At 69.6% G+C, this 20611-nt stretch carries 16 protein-coding genes and 1 tRNA gene; 9 read left to right on the top strand and 8 right to left on the bottom strand.

The window, feature by feature from the left end; all coding sequences use genetic code 11:
- Nucleotides 1-21: 21 nt before the first annotated feature.
- A complete protein-coding gene (locus ACGF2V_RS03460) occupies nt 22-1356 on the bottom strand; it encodes an MFS transporter (RefSeq protein WP_362704369.1) in 1335 nt (444 codons plus the stop codon).
- 18 nt (nt 1357-1374) lie between these two features.
- The gene (locus tag ACGF2V_RS03455; protein ID WP_392910594.1) at nt 1375-3303 is read right to left on the bottom strand and encodes an ABC transporter ATP-binding protein; all 1929 of its coding nucleotides are present in this window, start codon (nt 3301-3303) and stop codon (nt 1375-1377) included.
- 673 nt (nt 3304-3976) lie between these two features.
- Here ACGF2V_RS03455 and ACGF2V_RS03450 point away from each other — a divergent pair.
- The 6 genes from ACGF2V_RS03450 (at nt 3977) to ACGF2V_RS03425 (ending at nt 12495) form a co-directional block, all read left to right on the top strand.
- On the top strand, nt 3977-4435 hold the full coding sequence (locus ACGF2V_RS03450) for a hypothetical protein (RefSeq protein ID WP_362704367.1): 459 nt from the start codon (nt 3977-3979) through the stop codon (nt 4433-4435).
- Between the two features lie 83 nt (nt 4436-4518).
- Nucleotides 4519-6159: a multicopper oxidase family protein gene (locus ACGF2V_RS03445; protein WP_362704364.1), complete on the top strand. Its 1641-nt coding sequence runs from the start codon at nt 4519-4521 to the stop codon at nt 6157-6159.
- A gap of 263 nt (nt 6160-6422) precedes the next feature.
- Nucleotides 6423-8489 (top strand): discoidin domain-containing protein, encoded by a 2067-nt coding sequence (locus ACGF2V_RS03440; protein WP_362620586.1) that lies wholly within the window; start codon nt 6423-6425, stop codon nt 8487-8489.
- A 329-nt stretch (nt 8490-8818) separates the two neighbouring features.
- A complete protein-coding gene (locus ACGF2V_RS03435; RefSeq protein ID WP_362704361.1) occupies nt 8819-10879 on the top strand; it encodes an alpha-galactosidase in 2061 nt (686 codons plus the stop codon).
- The gene (locus ACGF2V_RS03430) at nt 10876-12138 is read left to right on the top strand and encodes an MFS transporter (RefSeq protein ID WP_362704359.1); all 1263 of its coding nucleotides are present in this window, start codon (nt 10876-10878) and stop codon (nt 12136-12138) included. The genes ACGF2V_RS03435 and ACGF2V_RS03430 overlap by 4 nt, the downstream gene beginning before the upstream one ends.
- A 111-nt stretch (nt 12139-12249) precedes the next feature.
- On the top strand, nt 12250-12495 hold the full coding sequence (locus tag ACGF2V_RS03425; protein ID WP_362704497.1) for a hypothetical protein: 246 nt from the start codon (nt 12250-12252) through the stop codon (nt 12493-12495).
- Nucleotides 12496-12509: 14 nt separating this feature from the next.
- Here the strand turns inward: ACGF2V_RS03425 and ACGF2V_RS03420 are convergent, their stop codons facing one another.
- Nucleotides 12510-13145, bottom strand: a complete 636-nt coding sequence (locus ACGF2V_RS03420) for a TetR/AcrR family transcriptional regulator (RefSeq protein WP_362620580.1) — start codon at nt 13143-13145, stop codon at nt 12510-12512.
- 61 nt (nt 13146-13206) lie between these two features.
- Here ACGF2V_RS03420 and ACGF2V_RS03415 point away from each other — a divergent pair, with 61 nt between their 5' ends.
- From ACGF2V_RS03415 to ACGF2V_RS03405, 3 genes are all read left to right on the top strand, one after another.
- Nucleotides 13207-14541: a GH1 family beta-glucosidase gene (locus tag ACGF2V_RS03415; RefSeq protein WP_362704356.1), complete on the top strand. Its 1335-nt coding sequence runs from the start codon at nt 13207-13209 to the stop codon at nt 14539-14541.
- Between the two features lie 941 nt (nt 14542-15482).
- Entirely contained in the window at nt 15483-15935 is a 453-nt protein-coding gene (locus tag ACGF2V_RS03410; RefSeq protein ID WP_362704491.1) for a hypothetical protein, read from the top strand.
- A gap of 109 nt (nt 15936-16044) precedes the next feature.
- A complete protein-coding gene (locus tag ACGF2V_RS03405) occupies nt 16045-17352 on the top strand; it encodes a VanZ family protein (protein ID WP_362704353.1) in 1308 nt (435 codons plus the stop codon).
- Nucleotides 17353-17599: 247 nt separating this feature from the next.
- Here ACGF2V_RS03405 and ACGF2V_RS03400 read toward each other — a convergent pair whose 3' ends face one another.
- From ACGF2V_RS03400 to ACGF2V_RS03380, 5 genes are all read right to left on the bottom strand, one after another.
- Nucleotides 17600-17923, bottom strand: a complete 324-nt coding sequence (locus ACGF2V_RS03400; RefSeq protein WP_362704350.1) for a hypothetical protein — start codon at nt 17921-17923, stop codon at nt 17600-17602.
- Nucleotides 17920-18063, bottom strand: a complete 144-nt coding sequence (locus ACGF2V_RS03395; protein WP_362620570.1) for a hypothetical protein — start codon at nt 18061-18063, stop codon at nt 17920-17922. Before ACGF2V_RS03395 ends, ACGF2V_RS03400 begins: the two co-directional genes overlap by 4 nt.
- Nucleotides 18064-18537: 474 nt before the next feature.
- A complete protein-coding gene (locus ACGF2V_RS03390; RefSeq protein ID WP_362620568.1) occupies nt 18538-18936 on the bottom strand; it encodes a hypothetical protein in 399 nt (132 codons plus the stop codon).
- Nucleotides 18937-19365: 429 nt separating this feature from the next.
- Nucleotides 19366-19650: a helix-turn-helix domain-containing protein gene (locus ACGF2V_RS03385; RefSeq protein ID WP_362620566.1), complete on the bottom strand. Its 285-nt coding sequence runs from the start codon at nt 19648-19650 to the stop codon at nt 19366-19368.
- Between the two features lie 849 nt (nt 19651-20499).
- Nucleotides 20500-20583 (bottom strand) — tRNA-Ile (locus ACGF2V_RS03380).
- Nucleotides 20584-20611 lie beyond the last annotated feature (28 nt).

The raw sequence follows: 20611 nt of genomic DNA, 5'->3' as shown, positions 1-20611 counted from the left end.
CCTCCGCGCCGACCCCCGGTGTCACGGGCGCGGGTCCTTCGCGTCGTACCGGGCGAATCCGCGCCACCGCATTCCCAGCAGTGACACGGCGAGGACACAGGCGATCCCTCCCCCGGTCACGGCCACACCGGGCGAGGCCAGGTCGCAGACCGAACCGGCCAGGAAGTCACCGAGCCTGGGCCCGCCCGCCACGACGACGATGAACACGCCCTGCAGCCGTCCGCGCATCTCGTCCGGCACCGCCGCCTGGAGCATGGTGTTCCGGAAGACCATCGAGACGGTGTCCGCGCATCCGGCGAGCGCCAGGAAGAGCAGCCCGAGCCAGAGCTGACGGGTCAGCCCGAACAGGGCGATGGCGGTGCCCCAGCAGGCGACGGCGAGGAGCACGGCGAGACCGTGGCGGCGCACACGCCCCAGCCATCCCGAGAACACCCCGCCCAGCAGTGCCCCCAGTGCCGGGGCCGCGACCAGCAGACCGGTGGTCCTCGCGTCGCCGCCGTACCAGGCCACGGCGACGACGGGGAACAGCGCCCGGGGATGGGCCAGCACCATGGCGCACAGGTCGGTGAGGAACGTCATCCGCAGATTGGGCCTGGCACCCAGGAACCGCAACCCGTCCGCGACGGAGGCCCTGTTCCTGCCCGCACCCGTGCCCGTGCCCGCGCCCGTGCCCGTGTCCGCCTCCCGGTCCCGCGGCATCGACCGTTCCGGCAGCATCGAGGGCAGCCGCCACATCGCGTACAGGGATGCGGTGAAGGTGACGGCGTCGACGGTGTAGGCGGCGCGGTATCCCCACCAGCCGACGAGGAGACCGCCGAGCATCGGCCCGAGCAGGGTGCCGGTGGTGCTGGTGAGGGAACTGAGCGCGTTGGCGGCGGGCAACTGCTCGGGCGGCAGCAGCCGGGCGATCATCGAACTGCGGGCCGGTGAGTTGACCGCGAAGCAGGCCGCCTGGAGCGCGACGACCGCGTACAGCAGCCCCACCTCTTCCACCCCTGCGACGGCGGCGGCGAGCAGCACGACGGAGAGCACGAACGACCCCGCCGCGCTGACCAGCCCCAGCTTGCGCCGGTCGAGGGTGTCGGCGACAGCGCCCCCGTACAGCCCGAAGACGACCAGCGGCAGGAACGAGCAGAAGCCGATGAGCCCGACGGAGAAGGCGGACCCGGTGATGTCGTAGACCTGGAGCGAGACGGCGAGCGCCGTCATCCCCTGCCCGATCCAGGAGACCGTGTTGCCGAACCAGAGCCGCCGGTAGTCGGGGGACGTGCGCAGGGGGGTCAGGTCGGCGAGTATGCGGCCACGGCGGACGGGCTCCTCGGCCGCCGCTTCGTCCTTCGGGGCTGTTTCGGTCACAGAGGATGGTAGCGACTGTCATGCACCCGCCGGGCGGGGTCCCTCCTTGCCGGGGTGCGGGTGGTGGCGGAAAAGGGTGGTGTAGAGCCCCTGGCGGTGGAGGAGCTGGGCGTGGGTGCCCGATTCGACCAGGCGTCCTTCGTCGAGGACGAGGATGCGATCGGCGTCGGGGGCGAGGGTGAGGTCGTGGGTGATGACGAGGGTGGTGCGGCCGTGGGCGAGGCGTTTGAGAGGGGTGATGATGCGTTGCACGGCGAGGGTGTCGAGGCCGGTGGTGGGTTCGTCGAGGAGGAGGACGGGGGCGTCGCGGAGCATGGCGCGCGCGATGGCGATGCGCTGGAGCTGGCCGCCGGAGAGGCGGGAGGTGCCGGGGGAGATGACGGTGTCGTAGCCGTCGGGCAGGGCGCGGACGAAGCGGTCGGCGTCGGCGGCGCGCGCGGCGGCGACGATGTCGTCGTGGTGGGGTGTGCGGTCGTGGCCGCAGGCGATGTTCTTCGCGATGGTGTCGTGCAGGACGAGCGTTTCCTGGGGCAGGAGGGTGATGTTGGCACGCAGACGGGCCAGGGGCATGCGGTCGGCGGGGACGCCGTCGAGGCGGATGGTGCCGGCGTCGGGGTCGTAGAACCGCAGGAGAAGCGCGGCGAGGGTCGACTTGCCCGCACCGCTGGGGCCGGTGATGACGACGAGTTCGCCGGGGCTCGCGGTGAACGAGAGGTCCCGCAGCACGGGTTGGTCGCCGCCCGGATAACGGAACCGGACGCCGCACACCTCCACCTCGCCCCGCGCCCGGCCCGGAAGCACGGCGGGCAACGCGCAGTCGGCGCCGGGGGCGGGATCGGTGACCGTGGGCGAGGTGTCGAGGATCTCCAGGAGGCGTTCGGCCCCGGCGGTCGCGGCGGTGGCGGTCAGGCCGAGCTGGCCCAGGGAGCGGATGGGCGGGTAGAGGTAGCCGACGAACGCGGCGAACGCCAGCAGTTGTCCCAGGGTCATCCGCCCCTCGGAGATCTCCCACGCGCCCAGGCCGATGATGGTCAGGACGCACAGCGTCTCCAGGACCTCGACGAGTTGTTCGTAGAACTCGGTCAGCCGCACCGCCCGCACGGACGTCCTCAGCCGGATGAGCGCCCTGCCGAGCAGCCGTTCCTCCTCGGCGCGCTGCCGGTTGTACGCCTGCGTCATGACGACGTTGACCAGGGTCTCCTCGACCACCGCGGTGATCGCCCCGTCCGCCGCGCGTCCGCGCCGCGACACCGCGCGCAGCGGCCCGGCGAACCGGCGGGTGGTGAACCAGAACAACGGGACCATGAGGAAGGTGGCCAGGGCCAGGTCCCAGCGCAGCCACAACGCGGCCGCCGCGTAGAAGACGGTGCTGAACAGGGCCGAGGCCGCCCCCACGATCCCGGACACCACCAGCGCCTCGATCGCCTCCACATCGCCCGTCAGCCGTTCGACCAGGTCACCGCGCCGGTTGGCCTGGTAGAAGTGCGGTGGCAGCGTCTGCAGATGGCCGAAGACCCGCGCCCGCAGCCGGAGTACGAAACGCTCCGCGGTCCACGCCGCCAGCGAGTTGCCCAGATACCCCGTCACGGCTCCCGCGAACGCCACCGCCAGCCACAGCCCCGCCGGCCGCCAGAACGCGCTGACCGATCCCTGCCCCAGTGCCGTATCGGTCAGCTCGGCGAACAGCAGCACCGTCACCGTCTCCGCGACGGCGGACAGCACCGCGCACACGAAGACCAGCACCAGCCACCCGCGATCCCCCCGCGTCAACGGCCAGAACCGCCGGAACGCCATCCAGACGCCGATCGGGTCGGTGCGGACCGGGACATCCGACACCGCGTCCCCGGCACGCCCCGCGCCTGTGGGGAGACCGTCGTCCGGGGGAGGTCCGTCGTCGGGGATGGAGTCGTCGTCGGGCACCGAACGGCCCGCGGAACCACGCAGCATGAGCGTCACGTCGCACGTACACCGGGGCTATGGACCGACTCCATAGACATGGACCCATAAAACGAGAGGAGACGAGGAGACACGGCCCGAAAAACGGGAGGCCGACCCGCGCCGGAGCACGAGCCGCCTCGAATCGGGGATGGAGTCAGGGAAGCGGGTCAGTACCAGCCGCGTCCGTCGCGCCTGTAGCCGCCGTGGTCACGGTCTCCGCGCCCACGACCGCGTCCGCGGTCCCTTCCGCGCCCATAGCCGTGGTCATAGCCATGGTCGTGGTCCCTGTCCCTGTGGTCGAAGATGCTACGAACCTTCATCTTTGCCTCCTTCGGAGGACTTGCTGTCGCACCGCTCCCTGCTTCTGCAGCGGCACTACCGACACTACGACGCCCCCCTACGACCAACAAGTCATAGAAGCCGCTATCCGACCAAAGGTGAAAAATGCCGCGAATCGCCAGGCGTTCATCAACGGAACGCCACCGCGCGTCACGCTCCGCGGACTTGCCTGGTCGGCATGCCGACGGTCTTTCAGCCGCTTCACCTTTAGCCAGGACAACGGTTCGACAGTTCCCGGTGACGGCACTCGCACCGCACCGGCCTCCCGGCGACTCGGATACCCCCACCCCGTACCATGGCCGGGTCCGGACGCCGCAGAGCCGGACGGGGAACGGAGACCGACGTGGCAGCGTGCCGAAAGCCCGCGACCTGGCTGGGCCGGTGCGTGCTCGCCGTCGCGCTGCTCTTCGGCATCGTGATGATGCACGCACTCGGCCATCCCGGTGAGCACGCGGTCGCCAAACTGTCCGACGGTCACATCACGACCGCGTCCCACGCCTCCGCCACACCGGCGCAGGCATCCCACGCCTCCGCCGTACCGGCACACCGGCCGGTCGCCGCCGAGCCCTTCCGCACGACCGATCCCGCACCCGCGCACGGGGCGGGGGTCACCACCACCGTGTGTCTCGCCGTGCTCGGCGCGGGCATCGGCGCCCTCCTGCTCGCGCGCGCCGTTCCCGGACGGCCCGCCCGCGCCGTCGGACCGCCGGCGACGCGGCGGTTCGCGTACGCGCTCCTCGCGATCCCGCCGCCCGGCCCGCCCGGATCCCTCCTGAGCCGTCTGTCGTCGCTGCGCATATAGGAAGCCCGGCCGCTCCTCGCCATGAGCGGAACGTCGTCTTCCTCATGTTCTTCCGCAACGACTCCTCAAGAGGTTTCACCGTCATGACCGGACTCACCCGTCGTACCGTTCTCGGCGCCGGATTGGCCGCCGCCGGTACCGGCCTGTTGACCGCCTGCTCGGATTCGACGAGCGGCATGGACCACCCCTCCGGCGCGAACGGCACGTCACCGACCGCCGATTACCTCGCCCCTGACGGCAAGGAGGTCGCCGCGGCCGAGGCCCGCCGCGCGCCCGGCCCCGAGCGGAAGGTGAGGCTCACCGCCGTCGAGACCCGGCTGGACCTCGGCGGCGGACGCACGGTCCGCTCCTGGGCGTACGGGGACGACCTCCCCGGCAAGGAGATCAGGGTCACCGCGGGCGACACCCTCGCGCTCACCCTCGCCAACAACCTGCCCGAGGCCACGAGCGTCCACTGGCACGGGCTCGCCCTGCGCAACGACATGGACGGAGTGCCGGGCCTCACCCAGCGGAGCATCAAGGCCGGTTCCTCCTTCGACTACCGCTTCGCCGTCCCCCACCCCGGCACCTACTGGCTCCACCCCCACTCCGGCGTCCAGCAGGACCGCGGTCTGTACGCCCCGCTCGTCGTCGAGGACCCCAAGGAGCCCCTGGCGTACGACAAGGAGTGGGTGATCGTCCTCGACGACTGGGTCGACGGTGTCGACGGCTCCACCCCCGACGCCGTGCTCGCCGAACTCTCCAAGGGCATGGGCGGCATGCACCACGGCGGCTCCGGGGGTTCCGGCGGCATGGACCACGGTGGTCCGGGCGGCATGGAGGGCCACGACATGTCGAACATGTCGATGACGGCGCCGCGGACGAGGAGGGCACCGTCCCCCACCCCCTTCGGCCCCTCCCGGATGCTGATGGGCGCGAGCAGCGATCTGCTGGGCGGCGACGCCGGGGACGTCGGCTATCCGCACTACCTGATCAACGGCCGTACGCCACAGGCCCCTTCGACCTTCACCGCGAGGCCGGGCGACCGGATCAGACTGCGTGTCATCAACGCCGGTGGCGACACCGCGTTCCGGGTCGCACTCGGCGGCCACAGGTTCACCGTCACGCACGCCGACGGCTTCCCCGTCCGGCACGCCCGGGCCGACGCGCTGCTGCTGGGCATGGGTGAGCGGATCGACGCCCTCGTCACCGCCGGGGACGGCGCGTTCCCGCTCACCGCGCTCGCCGAGGGCAAGAACCGCACCGCCCTCGCCGTCCTGCGCACCGGCGGCGGCGCCGTGCCCGCCGCCTCCGTGCGCCCCGGAGAGCTGAGGCGCCAGGTCCTCCACGGCGGCCGGCTGAAGGCGGACGATTCCGTACGGCTGGACGCGAAGCGCCCCGACCGCACGGTCGAGTTCAGGCTCACCGGCTCGATGGCGACGTACGACTGGGCCATCAACGGCAGGACGTACGACCCCGCGCAGCGCTATCCGGTCCGCTCCGGCGAACGCGTCCGACTGTCGTTCGTGAACAGCACGACGATGTGGCACCCCATGCACCTGCACGGCCACACCTTCGCGCTCGCCGACGGCGGCGCGCGCAAGGACACCTCGATCGTGCTGCCGGGCAAGCGGCTCGACGTCGACTTCGACGCCGACAACCCCGGGCTGTGGATGGTCCACTGCCACAACGTGTACCACGCCGAGTCCGGGATGATGACCGTCCTCGGCTACCTGAAGAAGTAGCCGCACCGGGCGACCCGCCGCAGGGCGGGTGTGTCCCGGCCGGGGATCTCCGGCCGGGACACACCCGTCGTCACCGCGATGCGGGTCGGACACCGAAAGGGCGGCCGGACCGGCTCGGTGCCGGGGGCGCGCGCACCCCGTCTCCCGGGGCGCACTCTTCCCGTTTCCCGGCGATAGCCCTCGTCGAGGGGTTGGCGTTGCGGGCTCGGGTACCTAACGTATGAGCGGAACGTGAGCCCAACTCACATTTAAGGATTCATGTGATGAGCACGGTTCAATCTCCGCACCACAGACTCAGATCTCTCACGGTGGTGTCACTGCTCCTCACCGTGATGGCCCTGGTGCTCGGCCCGATGCCCAGCTCCGCGGCGGAGCCCGGCTGGTGGAATCCGGCCGCGCGGCCCGCGCCCGACTCGCAGATCAACGTCACGGGCGAGCCCTTCAAGGGCACCGACGCCCAGGGGCGTGTCAGGGGCTTCGTCGACGTCCACGACCACATCATGTCCAACGAGGGCTTCGGCGGCCGGCTGATCTGCGGCAAGCCGTTTTCGGAGCAGGGTGTCGCCGACGCGCTCAAGGACTGCCCCGAGCACTACCCGGACGGCAGCCTCGCCATCTTCGACTTCATCACCAAGGGCGGCGACGGCAAGCACGATCCCAACGGGTGGCCCACATTCAAGGACTGGCCCGCCCACGACTCGCTGACCCACCAGCAGAACTACTACGCCTGGATCGAGCGGGCGTGGCGCGGTGGCCAGCGGGTGCTGGTCAACGACCTGGTCACCAACGGCGTGATCTGCTCGGTCTACTTCTTCAAGGACCGCGGCTGCGACGAGATGACCGCCATCCGTCTCGAAGCGCAGAAGTCGTACGACATGCAGTCCTTCATCGACAGGATGTACGGCGGTCCCGGCAAGGGCTGGTTCCGGATCGTCACCGACAGCGCGCAGGCCCGCGAGGTCATCGAGCAGGGCAAGCTGGCCGTCGTCCTGGGGGTCGAGACCTCCGAGCCGTTCGGCTGCAAGCAGATCCTGGACGTCGCGCAGTGCGGAAAGGAGGACATCGACCGCGGCCTGGACGAGCTGTATGAATTGGGCGTGCGCAGCATGTTCCTGTGCCACAAGTTCGACAACGCCCTGTGCGGGGTGCGCTTCGACTCCGGCGCCCTCGGCACGGCCATCAACGCGGGCCAGTTCCTGTCGACCGGCACCTTCTGGAAGACGGAGACCTGCCGCGGCCCGCAGCACGACAACCCCATCGGTAACGCGAAGGCGCCCGAGGCGGAGAAGCTGCTGCCGGCGGGGGTGTCCGTCCCGACGTACGCCTCGGACGCGCAGTGCAACACCCGCGGGCTGACCGACCTGGGTCAGTACGCGGTGCGCGGCATGATGAAACGCGGCATGATGCTGGAGCTCGACCACATGAGCGTCAAGGCCGCGGGTCGGGCCTTGGACATCCTGGAATCCGAGTCGTACCCGGGCGTCATCTCCTCGCACAGCTGGATGGACATGGGCTGGACCGAGCGGCTCTACAAGCTCGGCGGATTCGCCGGCCAGTACATGAGCGGCTCCGAGGCGTTCAGCGCGGAGGCCAGGCGCACGGAGGCGCTGCGCGAGAAGTACGGGGTCGGCTACGGCTACGGCACCGACATGAACGGTGTCGGCGGCTGGCCGGGCCCGCGGGGCGGGGACACCCCGAACCCGGTGAAATACCCCTTCCGCAGCACGGACGGCGGCTCGCTGATCGACAAGCAGACCACCGGCGAGCGCACATGGGACTTCAACACCACGGGCGCCGCGCACTACGGCATGGTCCCGGACTGGATCGAGGACATCCGGATCGTCGGCGGCCAGGACGTCGTGGACGACCTCTTCGCGGGCGCCGAGTCCTACCTCCGCACCTGGGGGAACTCCGAGAAGCACAAGTCCGGGAGGAACCTTGCCTCGGGCGCGGCAGCCTCGGCGTCCTCATCGGAGTGGTGGAACCCGTTCGTCAGCTTCGCGCCCGGCCGGGCCGTGGACGGCGACACGGGCACCCGCTGGGCCAGCGAGTGGAACGACGACCAGTGGCTGCGGATCGACCTCGGATCCGCGAACCCGGTCAAGCGCGTCACCCTCGACTGGGAGGAGGCGCACGCGAAGTCGTACCGTGTCGAGCTGTCGGAAGACGGCACGAACTGGAAGACGGTGTGGTCCACGGCCGCCGGTGACGGCGGCCTGGACACGGCGCGGTTCGCCGGAACCCGCGCGCGCCATGTGCGGATCCAGGGGCTGGAGCGCGGCACCAAGTGGGGCTACTCGCTCCGCGAGGTCGGCGTCTACGGCGACTGACGGCAGCGGTGCTGCGGTGCCCAGGCCGGGGCCGGCCGGATCAGCTCTCCTGATCCGCCCGGCCCCGGTCGGCTTCCCGGCGCGTTCGCCGCCCGCGCCGCGCAGAGCGCGGGAAATCGGAGCGCGGGGAATCACGCGCCGCGCACTCGGTCACCGTCCCTCCCCGAGGGACCCGCACGCCGTACAGCCGGAATCGGCGTCCCTCCTCCCGGACGCGCGAGGCCCCGCTGGAGCGATCTTCGACAGCCCCCGTCAGGGGGTTGGCGTCGGGGGCTCGCTTGCCTAACGTATGAGCCAAACATGAGCCAGACTCACATTTAAGGATTCGCGTGATCGCTCACCACTCCGAAGCCCGCCTCTGGCTCCTGAGTACTCCCGGCACCTCCTACGCCTTCCAGTTGGACGCCGACGACGTCCCCCGGCACGTGCACTGGGGCCGGCCACTGACCCTGGAGCAGGCCGTCGTGATCGCGGCCGACCTGCCCGCCGAGGACCCCGGTGGCGACGACCCCGGCCGTGAGGAGTACGCGGTCGAGGGCGGCCTGCGCTTCGGGGCGCCGTCGCTGACCGTCCGGTTCGACGACGCCGTCCGCGGCTTCGAGTGGCGGTTCGTCTCGCACACGGTCGAGGACGACCGGCTCACACTCTCCTTCACCGACCGTGTCCGCTCCCTCGGTCTCGACCTGCACTACCGGATCCGGGACGGCCATGACCAGATCGAGCGCTGGGCCGTCCTCACCGCCAAGGAGCCGGTGGACGTCCTGCGGTTCGACTCCGCCGCCTGGACGCTCCCGGCCCGCGACGACTACCGGGTCAGCCATGTGGTGGGGGAATGGGGCCGGGAGTTCCAGCTCCGGCGCGACCGGGTGCCCGTCGGGGAGACCGTCTTCACCAGCCGCCTCGGCATCACGGGACAGCACGCCGGACCCTGGCTGATGCTCGACGCGTATGACGCCGCCGAGGAGCACGGCGAGGTCTGGAGCGCGGCCCTGGCCTGGAGCGGCAGCCGCCGGATCACACTGCGCCGCGACCCCTACGGCCGCGCCTCCTGGACAGGCGGGTTCGGCCACGAGGGTCTGGTCTGGAAGCTGCTCCCCGGCGAGCGTCTGGAGACCCCCGTCTTCACCGGGCTGTACGCCCCCGACGGCTTCGGCGGCACCAGCCGCCGCTGGCACGCCTACGTCGAAGACGAGGTGCTGCCCGCCCGGCCGGCCGAACGCCCACTGATCTTCAACTCGTGGGAGGCGACCGAGTTCGACATCACCGAGCAGCAGCAGACCGAGCTGGCCGAGCTGGCCGCGGGTCTCGGCGTCGAGGTCTTCGTCGTGGACGACGCCTGGTTCGGCGCCCGCACCAGCGACATGGCCGGGCTCGGCGACTGGTGGCCCAACCCCGACCGCTTCCCGGACGGCCTGGGCCCGCTCGCCGACCACGTCCGCGCGCTGGGCATGGGCTTCGGCCTGTGGGTCGAGCCCGAGGCGGTCAACCCCGACAGCGACCTCTTCCGTGCGCACCCCGACTGGATCCTTAGCCAGGACGGCCGTACCCGCACGCAGCGTCGCAACCAGCACGTGCTCGACTTCGCCCGCCGGGACGTCCGCGAATGGGCGGTCGAATGGCTGGTCAGGACCGTCACCGAGCTGGACGTCGTCTTCCTCAAATGGGACATGAACCGGCCCTTCAGTGAGGCGGGGCAGCCTGGGGCCGCCGATCCCGACCGGGTCTGGATCGAGCACACGCGAGGCGTCTACGAGGTGATGGAACGGCTGCGCGCCGCGCGTCCCGGCCTGTACCTGGAGTCGTGCGCGAGCGGCGGCGGCCGGGCCGACCTGGGCGTGCTGGCCTACGCGGACCAGGTCTGGACGTCCGACAACACCGACGCCGCCGACCGGGTCGCGATCCAGCACGGACACGGCCAGTTGCTGCCCGCCCGGACCATGGGTGCCTGGGTCACCGACAGCCCGAACAGCTTCACCGCCCGCCCGACCTCGATCCGGTACCGCTTCCACGTCTCGATGGCCGGGGCGATGGGCATCGGCGGCGACCTGCGGAACTGGAGCGAGGAGGATCTGGCGTGGTCCCGGATGCTGGTCGAGCAGTACAAGCGGATTCGGCCCGTGGTGCACGGCGGCGTCCAATACCGCTTGGATCACCACGCCGTGCAGTACCTCACCGAGGACGAGGTCGTCGTCTTCCAGTTCCAGCCGTCCGCGCTGACCCGCACGGCCGCCCGTACCCGCCTGAAGGGCCTTGACCCCGACGCCCGCTACCGGGACGAGGCCACCGGCGCCGTGCACGAGGGCGCCGTCCTGCTCAGCCACGGTCTCCCGCCGCTGCTGTCCTTCGACTGGACGAGCGAGCTCATCCACCTCAAGAGAGTGCCCCGGTGACCCTCGCCCCCGAAGGGCCCGAGGCCCTCGCCGAGCCGACCCGCAAGGTCGGCTCCGGCTGGATCGCCCTGTACGTCCTGGCCAACATCGGGCTGTTCGTCCCGATGCAGGCGCCGACCACGTTCCTGATGCCCGCGCAGATCGCCCAGATCGACCCGGCGGGGAAGGTCGGCAGTTACGCCTGGGTCAGCATGATGGGCGCGATCGCGGGAATCGTCATCGCGCCGCTGGCCGGCGCGCTCAGCGACCGCACCACCAGCCGGTTCGGCCGCCGACGACCGTGGCTGATCGCGGGCTCGCTGGCCTGCATGGCGGCGCTGGCCTGCCTCGGCGTCCAGACGACGGTCGCCGGAGTCGCGCTCGGCTCTCTCGTGCTGTCCGCCTCCTTCATGGTCATCGGCGCCGGGCTCTCCCCGGTGGTGCCCGACCGGGTCCCGGCCGGACAGCGCGGCGTGGTGCTGGGCTGGGCCATGGTCCCGCAGGCCGGCAGCATGATCGCGGGCGGTCTCCTGCTCGGGCTGGTCACGGGCTTCCCCGCGCAGTACCTGCTGTTGGCCTCGTTGCCGCTACTGGTCATGCTGTTCGCGACCGCCATGAAGGACCCGCCGCTCCCCCGCCGGCACCGCGAGCCGTTCTCGCTGCGCACCTTCCTGGACGGCTACCGGATCAGCCCGCGCGAGCACCCCGGCTTCGTCTGGGCGATGAGTTCCCGGTTCATCATGGGGCTGGGCTACGGCCTGGGCACGCTCTACATGCCGTACTTCCTGGACGACGTCCTGCACTACGAGCGGTTGTTCCCCGGCCAGTCCACCGAGGACGGCCTGCTCATCGTGATCGGCGTCAACTGCCTGGCCACGATCTCGACGGTCGTCCTCAGCGGCTGGCTGTCCGACAAGCTGGGCAAGCGCCGCATGCTCGTCTTCCTCGGCGGCGTCACGATGGCCGTCGCCGCGATCCCACTCGCGCTGTCGCCCACGTGGACCATGACGCTGGTCGCAGCCGTCATCCTGGGCCTGGGCTACGGCGTGTACCTGGCCGTCGACACCGCCCTGGTCACCGAGGTGCTCCCTGCCTCGGCGGACCGCGGCAAGGACATGGCCCTGGCCAACCTGATGACTTCCCTGCCCTACGTTCTGGCTCCCCCGATCGCCTCGATCGTGCTCAGCAGTCCGGGGGGCTATCGCTCGCTCTTCCTCTGCTCCGCGGCCATGTCCGTGCTGGGCGCCGCATTGGTCTGGAAGGTCAAGAGCGTCCGTTAGCGCTCAGGAAGGCGGCGGCGCCCTCCGGCAGCGCGTCGGTGATGCGCTCGACGTGGCCACGACAGCGCCCGAGCGGCCCAGCCGTTCGCGCTTTCGGCCGCGAAACACGCCTTGACCACCACCTCGCTCTTCGCCGCGGGCATGCCCTGCACGGACAACAACACCACCTGGGCCCGCCGCCAGGTCACCTCCGAACCGGTGCCTCTACGGATGATCCGCGGCAACTGCCCGCGCCTCGTCGTCATCGATCTCCCGGACCCGCACACGTTCGGCCGTGCGATCATTCCGGCCGCCCGGCGCAGCAATCAGGCGATGCCTCACGACGGGGCGAACGTTGCCGGATGCGGTACTAGCTAGTGCCGTGACCGGCACTAGTTGCCAGGGGGCCGGATTCGATCGTTCAGATAGCTGTTGAGGACTCGTTTGCACTCGGCGATCAGCTGGGAGTCGCCCTGCGGATCGGTACGGAAGGCCAGTTTCAGCACGCTGTCCGCGCACTCCAGGGCCACGCGCACAGCGATCTCGAGTTCGGCGTCGCCCTGGACCCCGGTCAGGGTGGCGGTCAGTGCGCGCAGCCGTTCGGCGACTGCGGTGTTGTTGTCCAGGACCGGCTCCAAGATGTGGTCCTGTCCCGCCGCGCCGAAGTCGACCACGCCGAAACCGGTGATCGTCCGGCGCATGGTGACGAACTCGTCGACGGTCACATCCACGATGCCCGAGATGTCTTCGGGCTCCTCGTGCTCCAGCCGGGCCGCGACCCGCTCCAAGAAGGTCTCCAGATTGCGGGCGGCGAGCGCGCCGATCAGCCCTTCCCTGTCGGAGAAGAACTGGTAAAGGGTGCCGATGGGCACCTCGGCTCTGCGGGCCACCTCCTTGGTGGTCAGCGCGGCATAGCCGACCTCGTCCAGGAGTTCGGCGCAGGCGTCCAGCAGCCGTTCGAAGCGTTCGACGCTGCGCTTCTGGACCGGCAGCCGGCGCAGCGTCCCTGCGGTGCGAGCTTGATTCACGCTTCCATCATCCCATCGGACGGACTAACATGAGCCCTACTCATGTTTCTGGAGGTTGGGCGTGACACTGGACCATCTGCCTGCGGACTTCATCTGGGGCGCCTCGACGGCGTCGTATCAGATCGAGGGCGCCACCAAGGAGGACGGCCGCGGACCATCGGTATGGGACACCTTCACCGCCCGCCCCGGTACGGTCCGCGACGGGCACACCGGTGACGTGGCCTGCGACCACTACCACCGGTACGAGGAGGACCTCGCGCTGATGGCCGAGGCGGGCCTCACCGGCTACCGCTTCTCCATCGCCTGGCCCCGGATCCAGCCGACCGGTAGAGGTGAGGTCAACCCCCAGGGCCTGGACTTCTACGACCGGCTGGTCGACGGCCTGCTCGCACGCGGCATCGAACCCGTCCCGACCCTGTTCCACTGGGACCTCCCCCAGGGCCTCGAGGACGGCGGCGGCTGGCTGAACCGCGACACCACGCACCGCTTCGCCGAGTACGCCGCCATCATGGCCGACAAGCTGGGCGACCGCGTCCAGAAGTGGATCACGCTCAACGAGCCGTTCATCCACATGGTCTGGGGCTACGGCCTCGGTATCCACGCGCCGGGCCGCACCCTGTTCCTGGACTGCCTGCCGGTCGCCCACCACCAGCTGCTCGGCCACGGCCTGGCGCTGAGAGAGCTGCGGGCACGCGGCCTCCAGGTGATGATCGCCAACAACTGCACCCCGGTCTGGCCCGCCTCGGACGCTGCCGCCGACCGCGCCGCCGCGCAAACCTATGACAACCTGCACAACCGCCTGTTCAACGACCCGATCCTCACGGGCACCTACCCCGACCTGTCGGCCTTCGGCGCGGACACCACCCTCGGCGGCTCCGTCCGGGACGGTGATCTCGAACTGATCTCGGCCCCCCTGGACGCGCTCGGCATCAACTACTACAACCCGACCCGGATCCAGGCGCCGACGTCCGAGGGTCTGCCGTTCGAAGAGGCCCCCATCGAGGGCTACCGCCGCACCGCCTTCGACTGGCCCGTCGTCCCCGACGGTCTACGGGAACTGCTCGTCGGCCTCAAGGAGCGCTACCCGGCACTCCCGCCGGTCTACATCACCGAGAACGGCTGCTCGGTCGAGGACGTCATCACCGCGGACGGCACCGTTCCCGACCTCGATCGCATCGACTACTTGGACACCCACCTCCAGGCCGTCGACGCCGCCGTGGCCCAGGGCGTGGACGTGCGCGGCTACTTCACCTGGACCCTGATCGACAACTTCGAATGGGCCGAGGGCTTCCACCAGCGCTTCGGTCTCGTCCACGTCGACCACGACACCCAGGTCCGCACCCCGAAGGCGTCCTTCGCGTGGTACCGCGACCTCATCCGCGCTCAGCGCGGTTGAGCCGACCGCCGAACTCGCCCGGATTCCGTACGCGCCCCTGCGGATCCCGGCTGCCGCACTCGCACCCGAGCCGGATCGGCAGGAATGTCACGTCCCTCTGCAAAGGCGATGACGAGGCGGAAGTCGTCAGCCGGGACCGGGACCGCCATGTATGTGAACGGGCGGTGTTGTGGCAGGGCTGGTCGGCAGTCGGGTTGATCTTGTATGGAGGAATTGGCCTTGGTACAGCAGGCAGTGGCGACCTTTGGGACTGTCATGGGATCCTTCGTCCGTCGGCGGTTCCGTCCCGCTGACAGGTGGCCGCCGTAGCGGGGCGGCGGCCTTTTCGCTGGCCTGGTGAAGCTGGTTTGATGAATCGGCTGCACGACGAGGACGAGCAACTGCTGTGCATGTAGGTGGCGAGCGACCCTCGCCTGCGCGGGTCGGCGAGGTAACGGCCCCGCGCAGGACCGGCGAATTCGAGGGGTCGTTGCAACACGTGGTTGTTTTGATCAGGTGCTGAGGCGGCAGGAGCGCCAGCGGTGGCCGGTGCGGCCGATCAGTCCGCGGGCGACGGCCGAGCTGGTAGGTGACGGAGCTGGTGCTGGACAGATAGGCCAGTCAGTTCGCCGATCTGACGGACGGAAGGGCTCTCGCCGGTCTCGGCGATCCAGTCCCGGGTTGTGCGCAGGATCGCTTCCAGCCACCCGTACCTGTAACACAGGTCGGAGATTTACCGATCTATGGGCTGGATCATGACAGCTCAACGGGCAGTTTGAGGCAAGCCTCAACCAGGGCCTTGATCGTTTAATGTGGCGCAACATAGCGTCGTAATCACCGGTTGCAACCAACCGGCTGCGGGGAGGCCCATACAAGGCTTTGTCATGCCTTGGTGAGCATCTATGCCTCTCTCCGCTGCCCGCATACCTGCGGGTCCAACGACTGACGAAGAGGTGGCAGCTATGAATGCGGTCACCCACAAGATAGCCCGCAGTGCAGTAGTCGTCGGCCTGATGGTCGGAGCCATGGGCGCAACCGGATCTGCAAACGCAACGACTTCGGCGCCCAGCGGTGACGTCTCGGTCAAGGAGACCTGCCCGGACAGCGGCCAGATCGGCTACGGCCGCGTTTGCACCACGCTCTCCAGCGGTCGGCTCTTCCACGACAAGACTCAGGGATCCGGGCCGGTGAATGTCAGAACCTGGTACGAGAAGTCGAGCGGCGGCACCATTTCGGCGAAGCTGGGATTCAACTACGCTGGCACGACCACCTGGGGTTCCCAGTTCAGCCAGGCCGCAGGGACCACCAAGAGCTCCTCCTGGGACCGCAACTGGTCCTCGGACTGCTACTCCACGAACGGGCTGCTGTTGGTGAGCGGGCAGGGAACGTTCCAGACTCCTTCCGGCACCTGCTGACACTGACCCATTTCCCGTAGCGCCCCGTCCTTGCGGTCATGCAGGGACGGGGCAATCCCGTCGAAGGCGTTGCGCACCAATGCTGCAAGCTGTTTTCAACGGTCGAGGCATGTTTGTCTTGATCGCCGTTACTGTCGTGATCATTGCGGGCCTGCTCGGCTTTCTGGGCGCGAGGAGGCATCTCCAGCGTCCGTGGTCATACGCCGGGTTCGCGGCCGTCCTGGCAGCGGAGCTGAGCGTCACCATTTTCCTCCCTTCACCCGGGCACGTGTCCGGTCAGTGTGTTCTCAACCGCAACTACGGTGAGTCCTTCGCTACGGAGCAGGGCCTGCTCAACTTGGCGATGTTCGTGCCCATCGGGTTCTTTGGAGTCCTTGCCGTCCGGCGTGTGCTTCCCGTCTTTCTTGGGGGAGCTCTGCTGTCGGTGGTCACCGAGCTATGTCAGGCGCTGGCCCCCTGGGTTGGTCGGAGCTGTGACAGCAGTGACGTCCAGATGAACGTTCTCGGCGCAGGGCTGGGAACACTCACTGCTTGGGCCTCGGTTCGTGCCACTCGGGGTGAGATCCTCCCCGCGCGGGCCACGTTGAAGCCGACCGCCATTATTTTTGGGGCCGGATTCCTCGCATGTGCTGTGGTGTGGAAGCTGTGGATCACACCGCTTGCCCTGGACTCGACGAGCCTGCAGATCGCAGGCGGGGACGAGAAGGCGCAGGCGCGGCAGGTACTCGCGACCGCCTTCGACGATCACTTCGACATCGCGAACGTGCAACTGCAGTCCGGGCAGAACGGCGCCTCCGACATTCTGTTGATCACGCTGGAGACAGGATTCGCCGAACTGAGCTGGCCGGACAAGGAACAGCTCACGGTCAGTCTGGAAAGTTCAAGCAGGCCAGGTCCCGGCAGCTTCCCCGTGACAGGGGCCTCGTCAGCCCCCAAGAACGCCGACGACGCGCTTCGGATAGCAAAGAAGTACGTGGCCGAACGGTTCCCGTGGGGACTGGAAGACTCTCACGTGAAGACTTTCCCCGTCGGTGACAGGGCGGAGTTCGGCTGGATGATCAGCTGGCGCAGCCGGATCGACGGAGTGCTCATGCCCATGCGTCTGGACGTACAGATCAACAGGGCAGGACGGGTTTCCCAGCTGCTCACCCGCCACTCAGAAGGACCGGTGACTCTGCCCCCTCGCCGAGTGGACGAGAAGCAGGCCGTCGCTGCGGCATCCAAGTACTCGCAGGGAGCCAAGACGGGCACAGGCAACCTTCTGGCGATCCGGCGCGAAGGGGAGTGGCGAGCACAGTGGGCGGTGACTGTCTACGCCGGAGACGACGCGTACCCGGTGTACGTCGACGCCGAAACAGGCAGGGTGGACGAGAGGGCTTCTCCCCTCCAGGGGCTGCCTTCGACCCCTCCCAGTTGAACGGCTCACGCCTCGGCGAGTGTCAGGACGGCGAACCAGACGATCTGCATCACAGATCCCGAAACCCGGGGGGTGGTTCACTACATCGTCGGTGTGCTGGTGCACAGGAAGGTCACGGGGCGGCCGACTCCGATCTGGAGGTCGCGCGGCGGCTGGTGGTAGCCAGTCCGTAAGCTAAAAGCGCATCCATACGGCCAAGCCCTCAGCCACGCTGGGGGCTTGGCCGTTTCTGCACTGTGCGGACCTCTCAGGTGTCTCTGTTCGTTTCGTGGCCGCAGTGGGCGGCCGTGCTGGGAGCGGGCTGCGGGTCAGGTGCCGGCTGCTGCTGGGCCTTCCACGCGTGGTAGTTGGTCCAGGTCCGGCGGGGCCGGGTAACGAAGAGGCAGGCGGCTGCGGTGAGGACGACTGGGAGGGTCACCCAGAACCGGAGCGAGCGGGTGGGCGCACTCGCCAGTTGCCAGTCGGCCCATGCGACGAGGGCCTTCACGACGCGGCCCCGGCCGGTGGCGTAGCCGCCGATCCACATGCAGGCGAGCGCGAAGTAGACCAGCAGCGAGTCTGGTTCGGTCACGGCCGCTCGGTGGCGCTGTTGGCGGTCGTGCAGACGCCCAGGGTTTCGCCGAGGCTGCGGTGGCAGCGCGGCCCGTCCTGCTTCGGCTGCGGGCTGCGGGTGAAGCGGGGCGCGTGGGCGGTCCCGGGCTCCTGCCGCACGATGCAGCAGGGGCGAGGGGCAGCGGTGTCTCGCCGAGGTCGGCGTGCGCGTGCCGGGCGGCCTCTTCGGCGGCACGGCCGCCGACGGCGCGCTCGTGGTCCGCCGTCCAGGCGAGGACCACGGAGCCGAACAGGAAGCAGACGACCGGCACCATGTAGCCGCCGTCGTCGAGGCCGAAGGTCACCGTCGACCAGGCGGCGACGGCGACGCCGGCGAGGGCGAAGCACACGGCGCCCGCGGTGAGGGTGCGGGCGTGGCGGCGGTGGGTGGTCACAGGCGGATCTCTATCTCGTGCGGGGGGACGGTGTCGGCGAGCTGCTGGTGGAGGAGCTGAACGCGGGCTATCGCAAGGTGGTCGCGGACGGCCAGCGCGCGCCGGGCGTCGGCGGGGAGGGCGTCCCAGCAGTCCCAGCACAGGTATTAGCCGACCTTGCTGGGCCTGCCGCAGTCGGGTGCGGGGCAGGTGAGTGCGGTCATGGGTAGTTCTCGTATCCGGTAAGTGCGGAGTCGTGGCGGAGTGGGGCCCCCGGTTGGGTGCTGCGTCCGCAGGCGGCCTGGGCGCGGGCGACGGCGCGCGGTCCGTGGCGGCGTACGGCTTCGGTCTCGCCGTGCTCGGCGAGGGTGCGGGCGACGTCGCCGAGCGCGGGGGCGACGGCTGCGGCCTGGAGTTGGGCTCGGTGGCGCCGGCCGCGGCACAGCAGGCACAGGCCGTCGGTCGGGTCGGTCGGTCCGGTGGGGTGGTCGGCGCACCTGCTGATGGAGGGGCCCTTCGTGGCGTCGAGCAGGCGGCGTGCCTCCTTGTGCCGGAACAGGTGTCGACGGGTGCGGCACAGCTGGCAGTCGCCGAGCGGCGGCTGGGCGGCCGGTGTCATCGGCCACCCCCGAGGGCCCGCGGGGCGGACGCCATGTCGGCACGCCCCCACCGGTTTGCCAGGGTCTGCCGTTGCCCCGGGGTGAGGCGGACGGCACGGCTGTAGACCGACAGCCCCGGGCGGACTCGCACGTCCACGTCGGGAAGGGGTCCTCGGTGGACTCCAGGACCTCCCCGGCCGGTTCGACGACGTACAGGTCACCGAGCCACACCTTCGACGCGTAGAAGCGGGCGTACTCGCGGTCGGTGGTGATGTAGACCTGGTCCGGGCGGCCGGTCGGCGGGTCGATGACCCGGCCGTGCTCGTCGGTGTACGTCTGGCCGTTCGCACGGGCCGTGCAGATCGGACAGCCGTCGACTACAGCCGGCGGGTGCGGCTTGACCAGGTCGCCCGGTGCGAGGCCGGGAACTCCACCGTGCCAGTAACGGGTCACAGTCCAGCCGCCTTTCGGGGCCGTCCCTGCCGGTCGCGGAGCTCGGGGGCGACGCGTGCTCGTATGAACGCGGACCCGTAGCCCGTGCGCGCCTTGATGGCCCGCAGGCTCAGGTCACGCCGGTACAGGCCGGCCAGGTAGTCCAGCGGGCGGCCCCCGCTGGGGCGGAGCTTCACCCCGGCCCGGTGGAGCTGGCGGCGGACGTTCGAGTAAGGGAGGCCGATGCGCTCGGCCACGGCACGGATGCTCTGAAGCTCGTCGTAGAGGGCGACGACGTCCACAGGCGAGAACCTTTCTGCTGAGGGGTGCCCGAGGGTGTTCAGATCCACAGGATGAGGGCGACGGACAGGCCGAGGACGGGCGCCCAGGGCCGATGGCTGGGATGAACGCGGTAGCGGCCCAGGCAACGAAGCCGCTGGCGAGGCCGACCATGAATTTGCGGAACGTCTGCACGTGACCGTCCTTCGAATGCGTGAGAGGGGCCGCGGGGTCGAGGGGACGGGCGCGGCCCGCAGGAGGGTGTTCGGGGGGTCAGTCGTCTGCGCGGGGGACGGGGAGTTGGGCCCGGTCGGCGTACACCTGCACGGCGTGCGCCTGTTGCTGGGCCCGGCGCGTCTCCGCGCAGACCTTGTGGGACGGGCGGCCTTCCTCGTCGCGGAGGTTCGTCGGCCCCTTGCAGTACCGGCACGGCCGCCGTCTGGGACCCCAATGCCGTTTCGCGTCGGACCAGTCGAGGACTCCGCTTGAGCAGGCAGAAAAGACCCCTGCCCGCCGCGGGGGTCTTTGCGTTCCACCAGGAGCCACTCGGCCGGGCAGCTCCCCGCCGACCGCGCCCGCCGTGCCGAGGCCGAACGTCGACCGTCCGGAGACTCGGGGGTTGAGGAAGAAAGGCGCCGAATCGTGGTCGGCCTCGGCAACGAAGTCGAGATCGAACGCATCAGCGATCGGATCACCAGGGTGCCGCCGACTTCTGGGCTCGGGGGCTCGGCGACTGACGGTCTTCGGTCCGTCAACACTTCGGGCGAGCAGCGGGCGAGCAAACGATCTTGAGAGGCGAAAAAAGGCCCCCGCCGAGGCGGGGGCCTTGCCATATATGCAGGTCAACTGGGTGAACCTGTGGCGTGCTGCGGTGGGGCGGGTGGGACTCGAACCCACGGCCGACGGATTATGAGTCCGATCGAGGACGATCCGGAGGATGCCGCCGGATGATCCACTCTGCCGTTCTGGCTGGTCACGGCCCCC

It is taken from the genome of Streptomyces sp. NPDC047982, assembly GCF_043204165.1.
GTDB lineage: Bacteria > Actinomycetota > Actinomycetes > Streptomycetales > Streptomycetaceae > Streptomyces.
The sequence above is the reverse complement of the archived record's forward strand: the minus strand, read 5'-3'. Positions and strand labels throughout refer to the sequence as shown.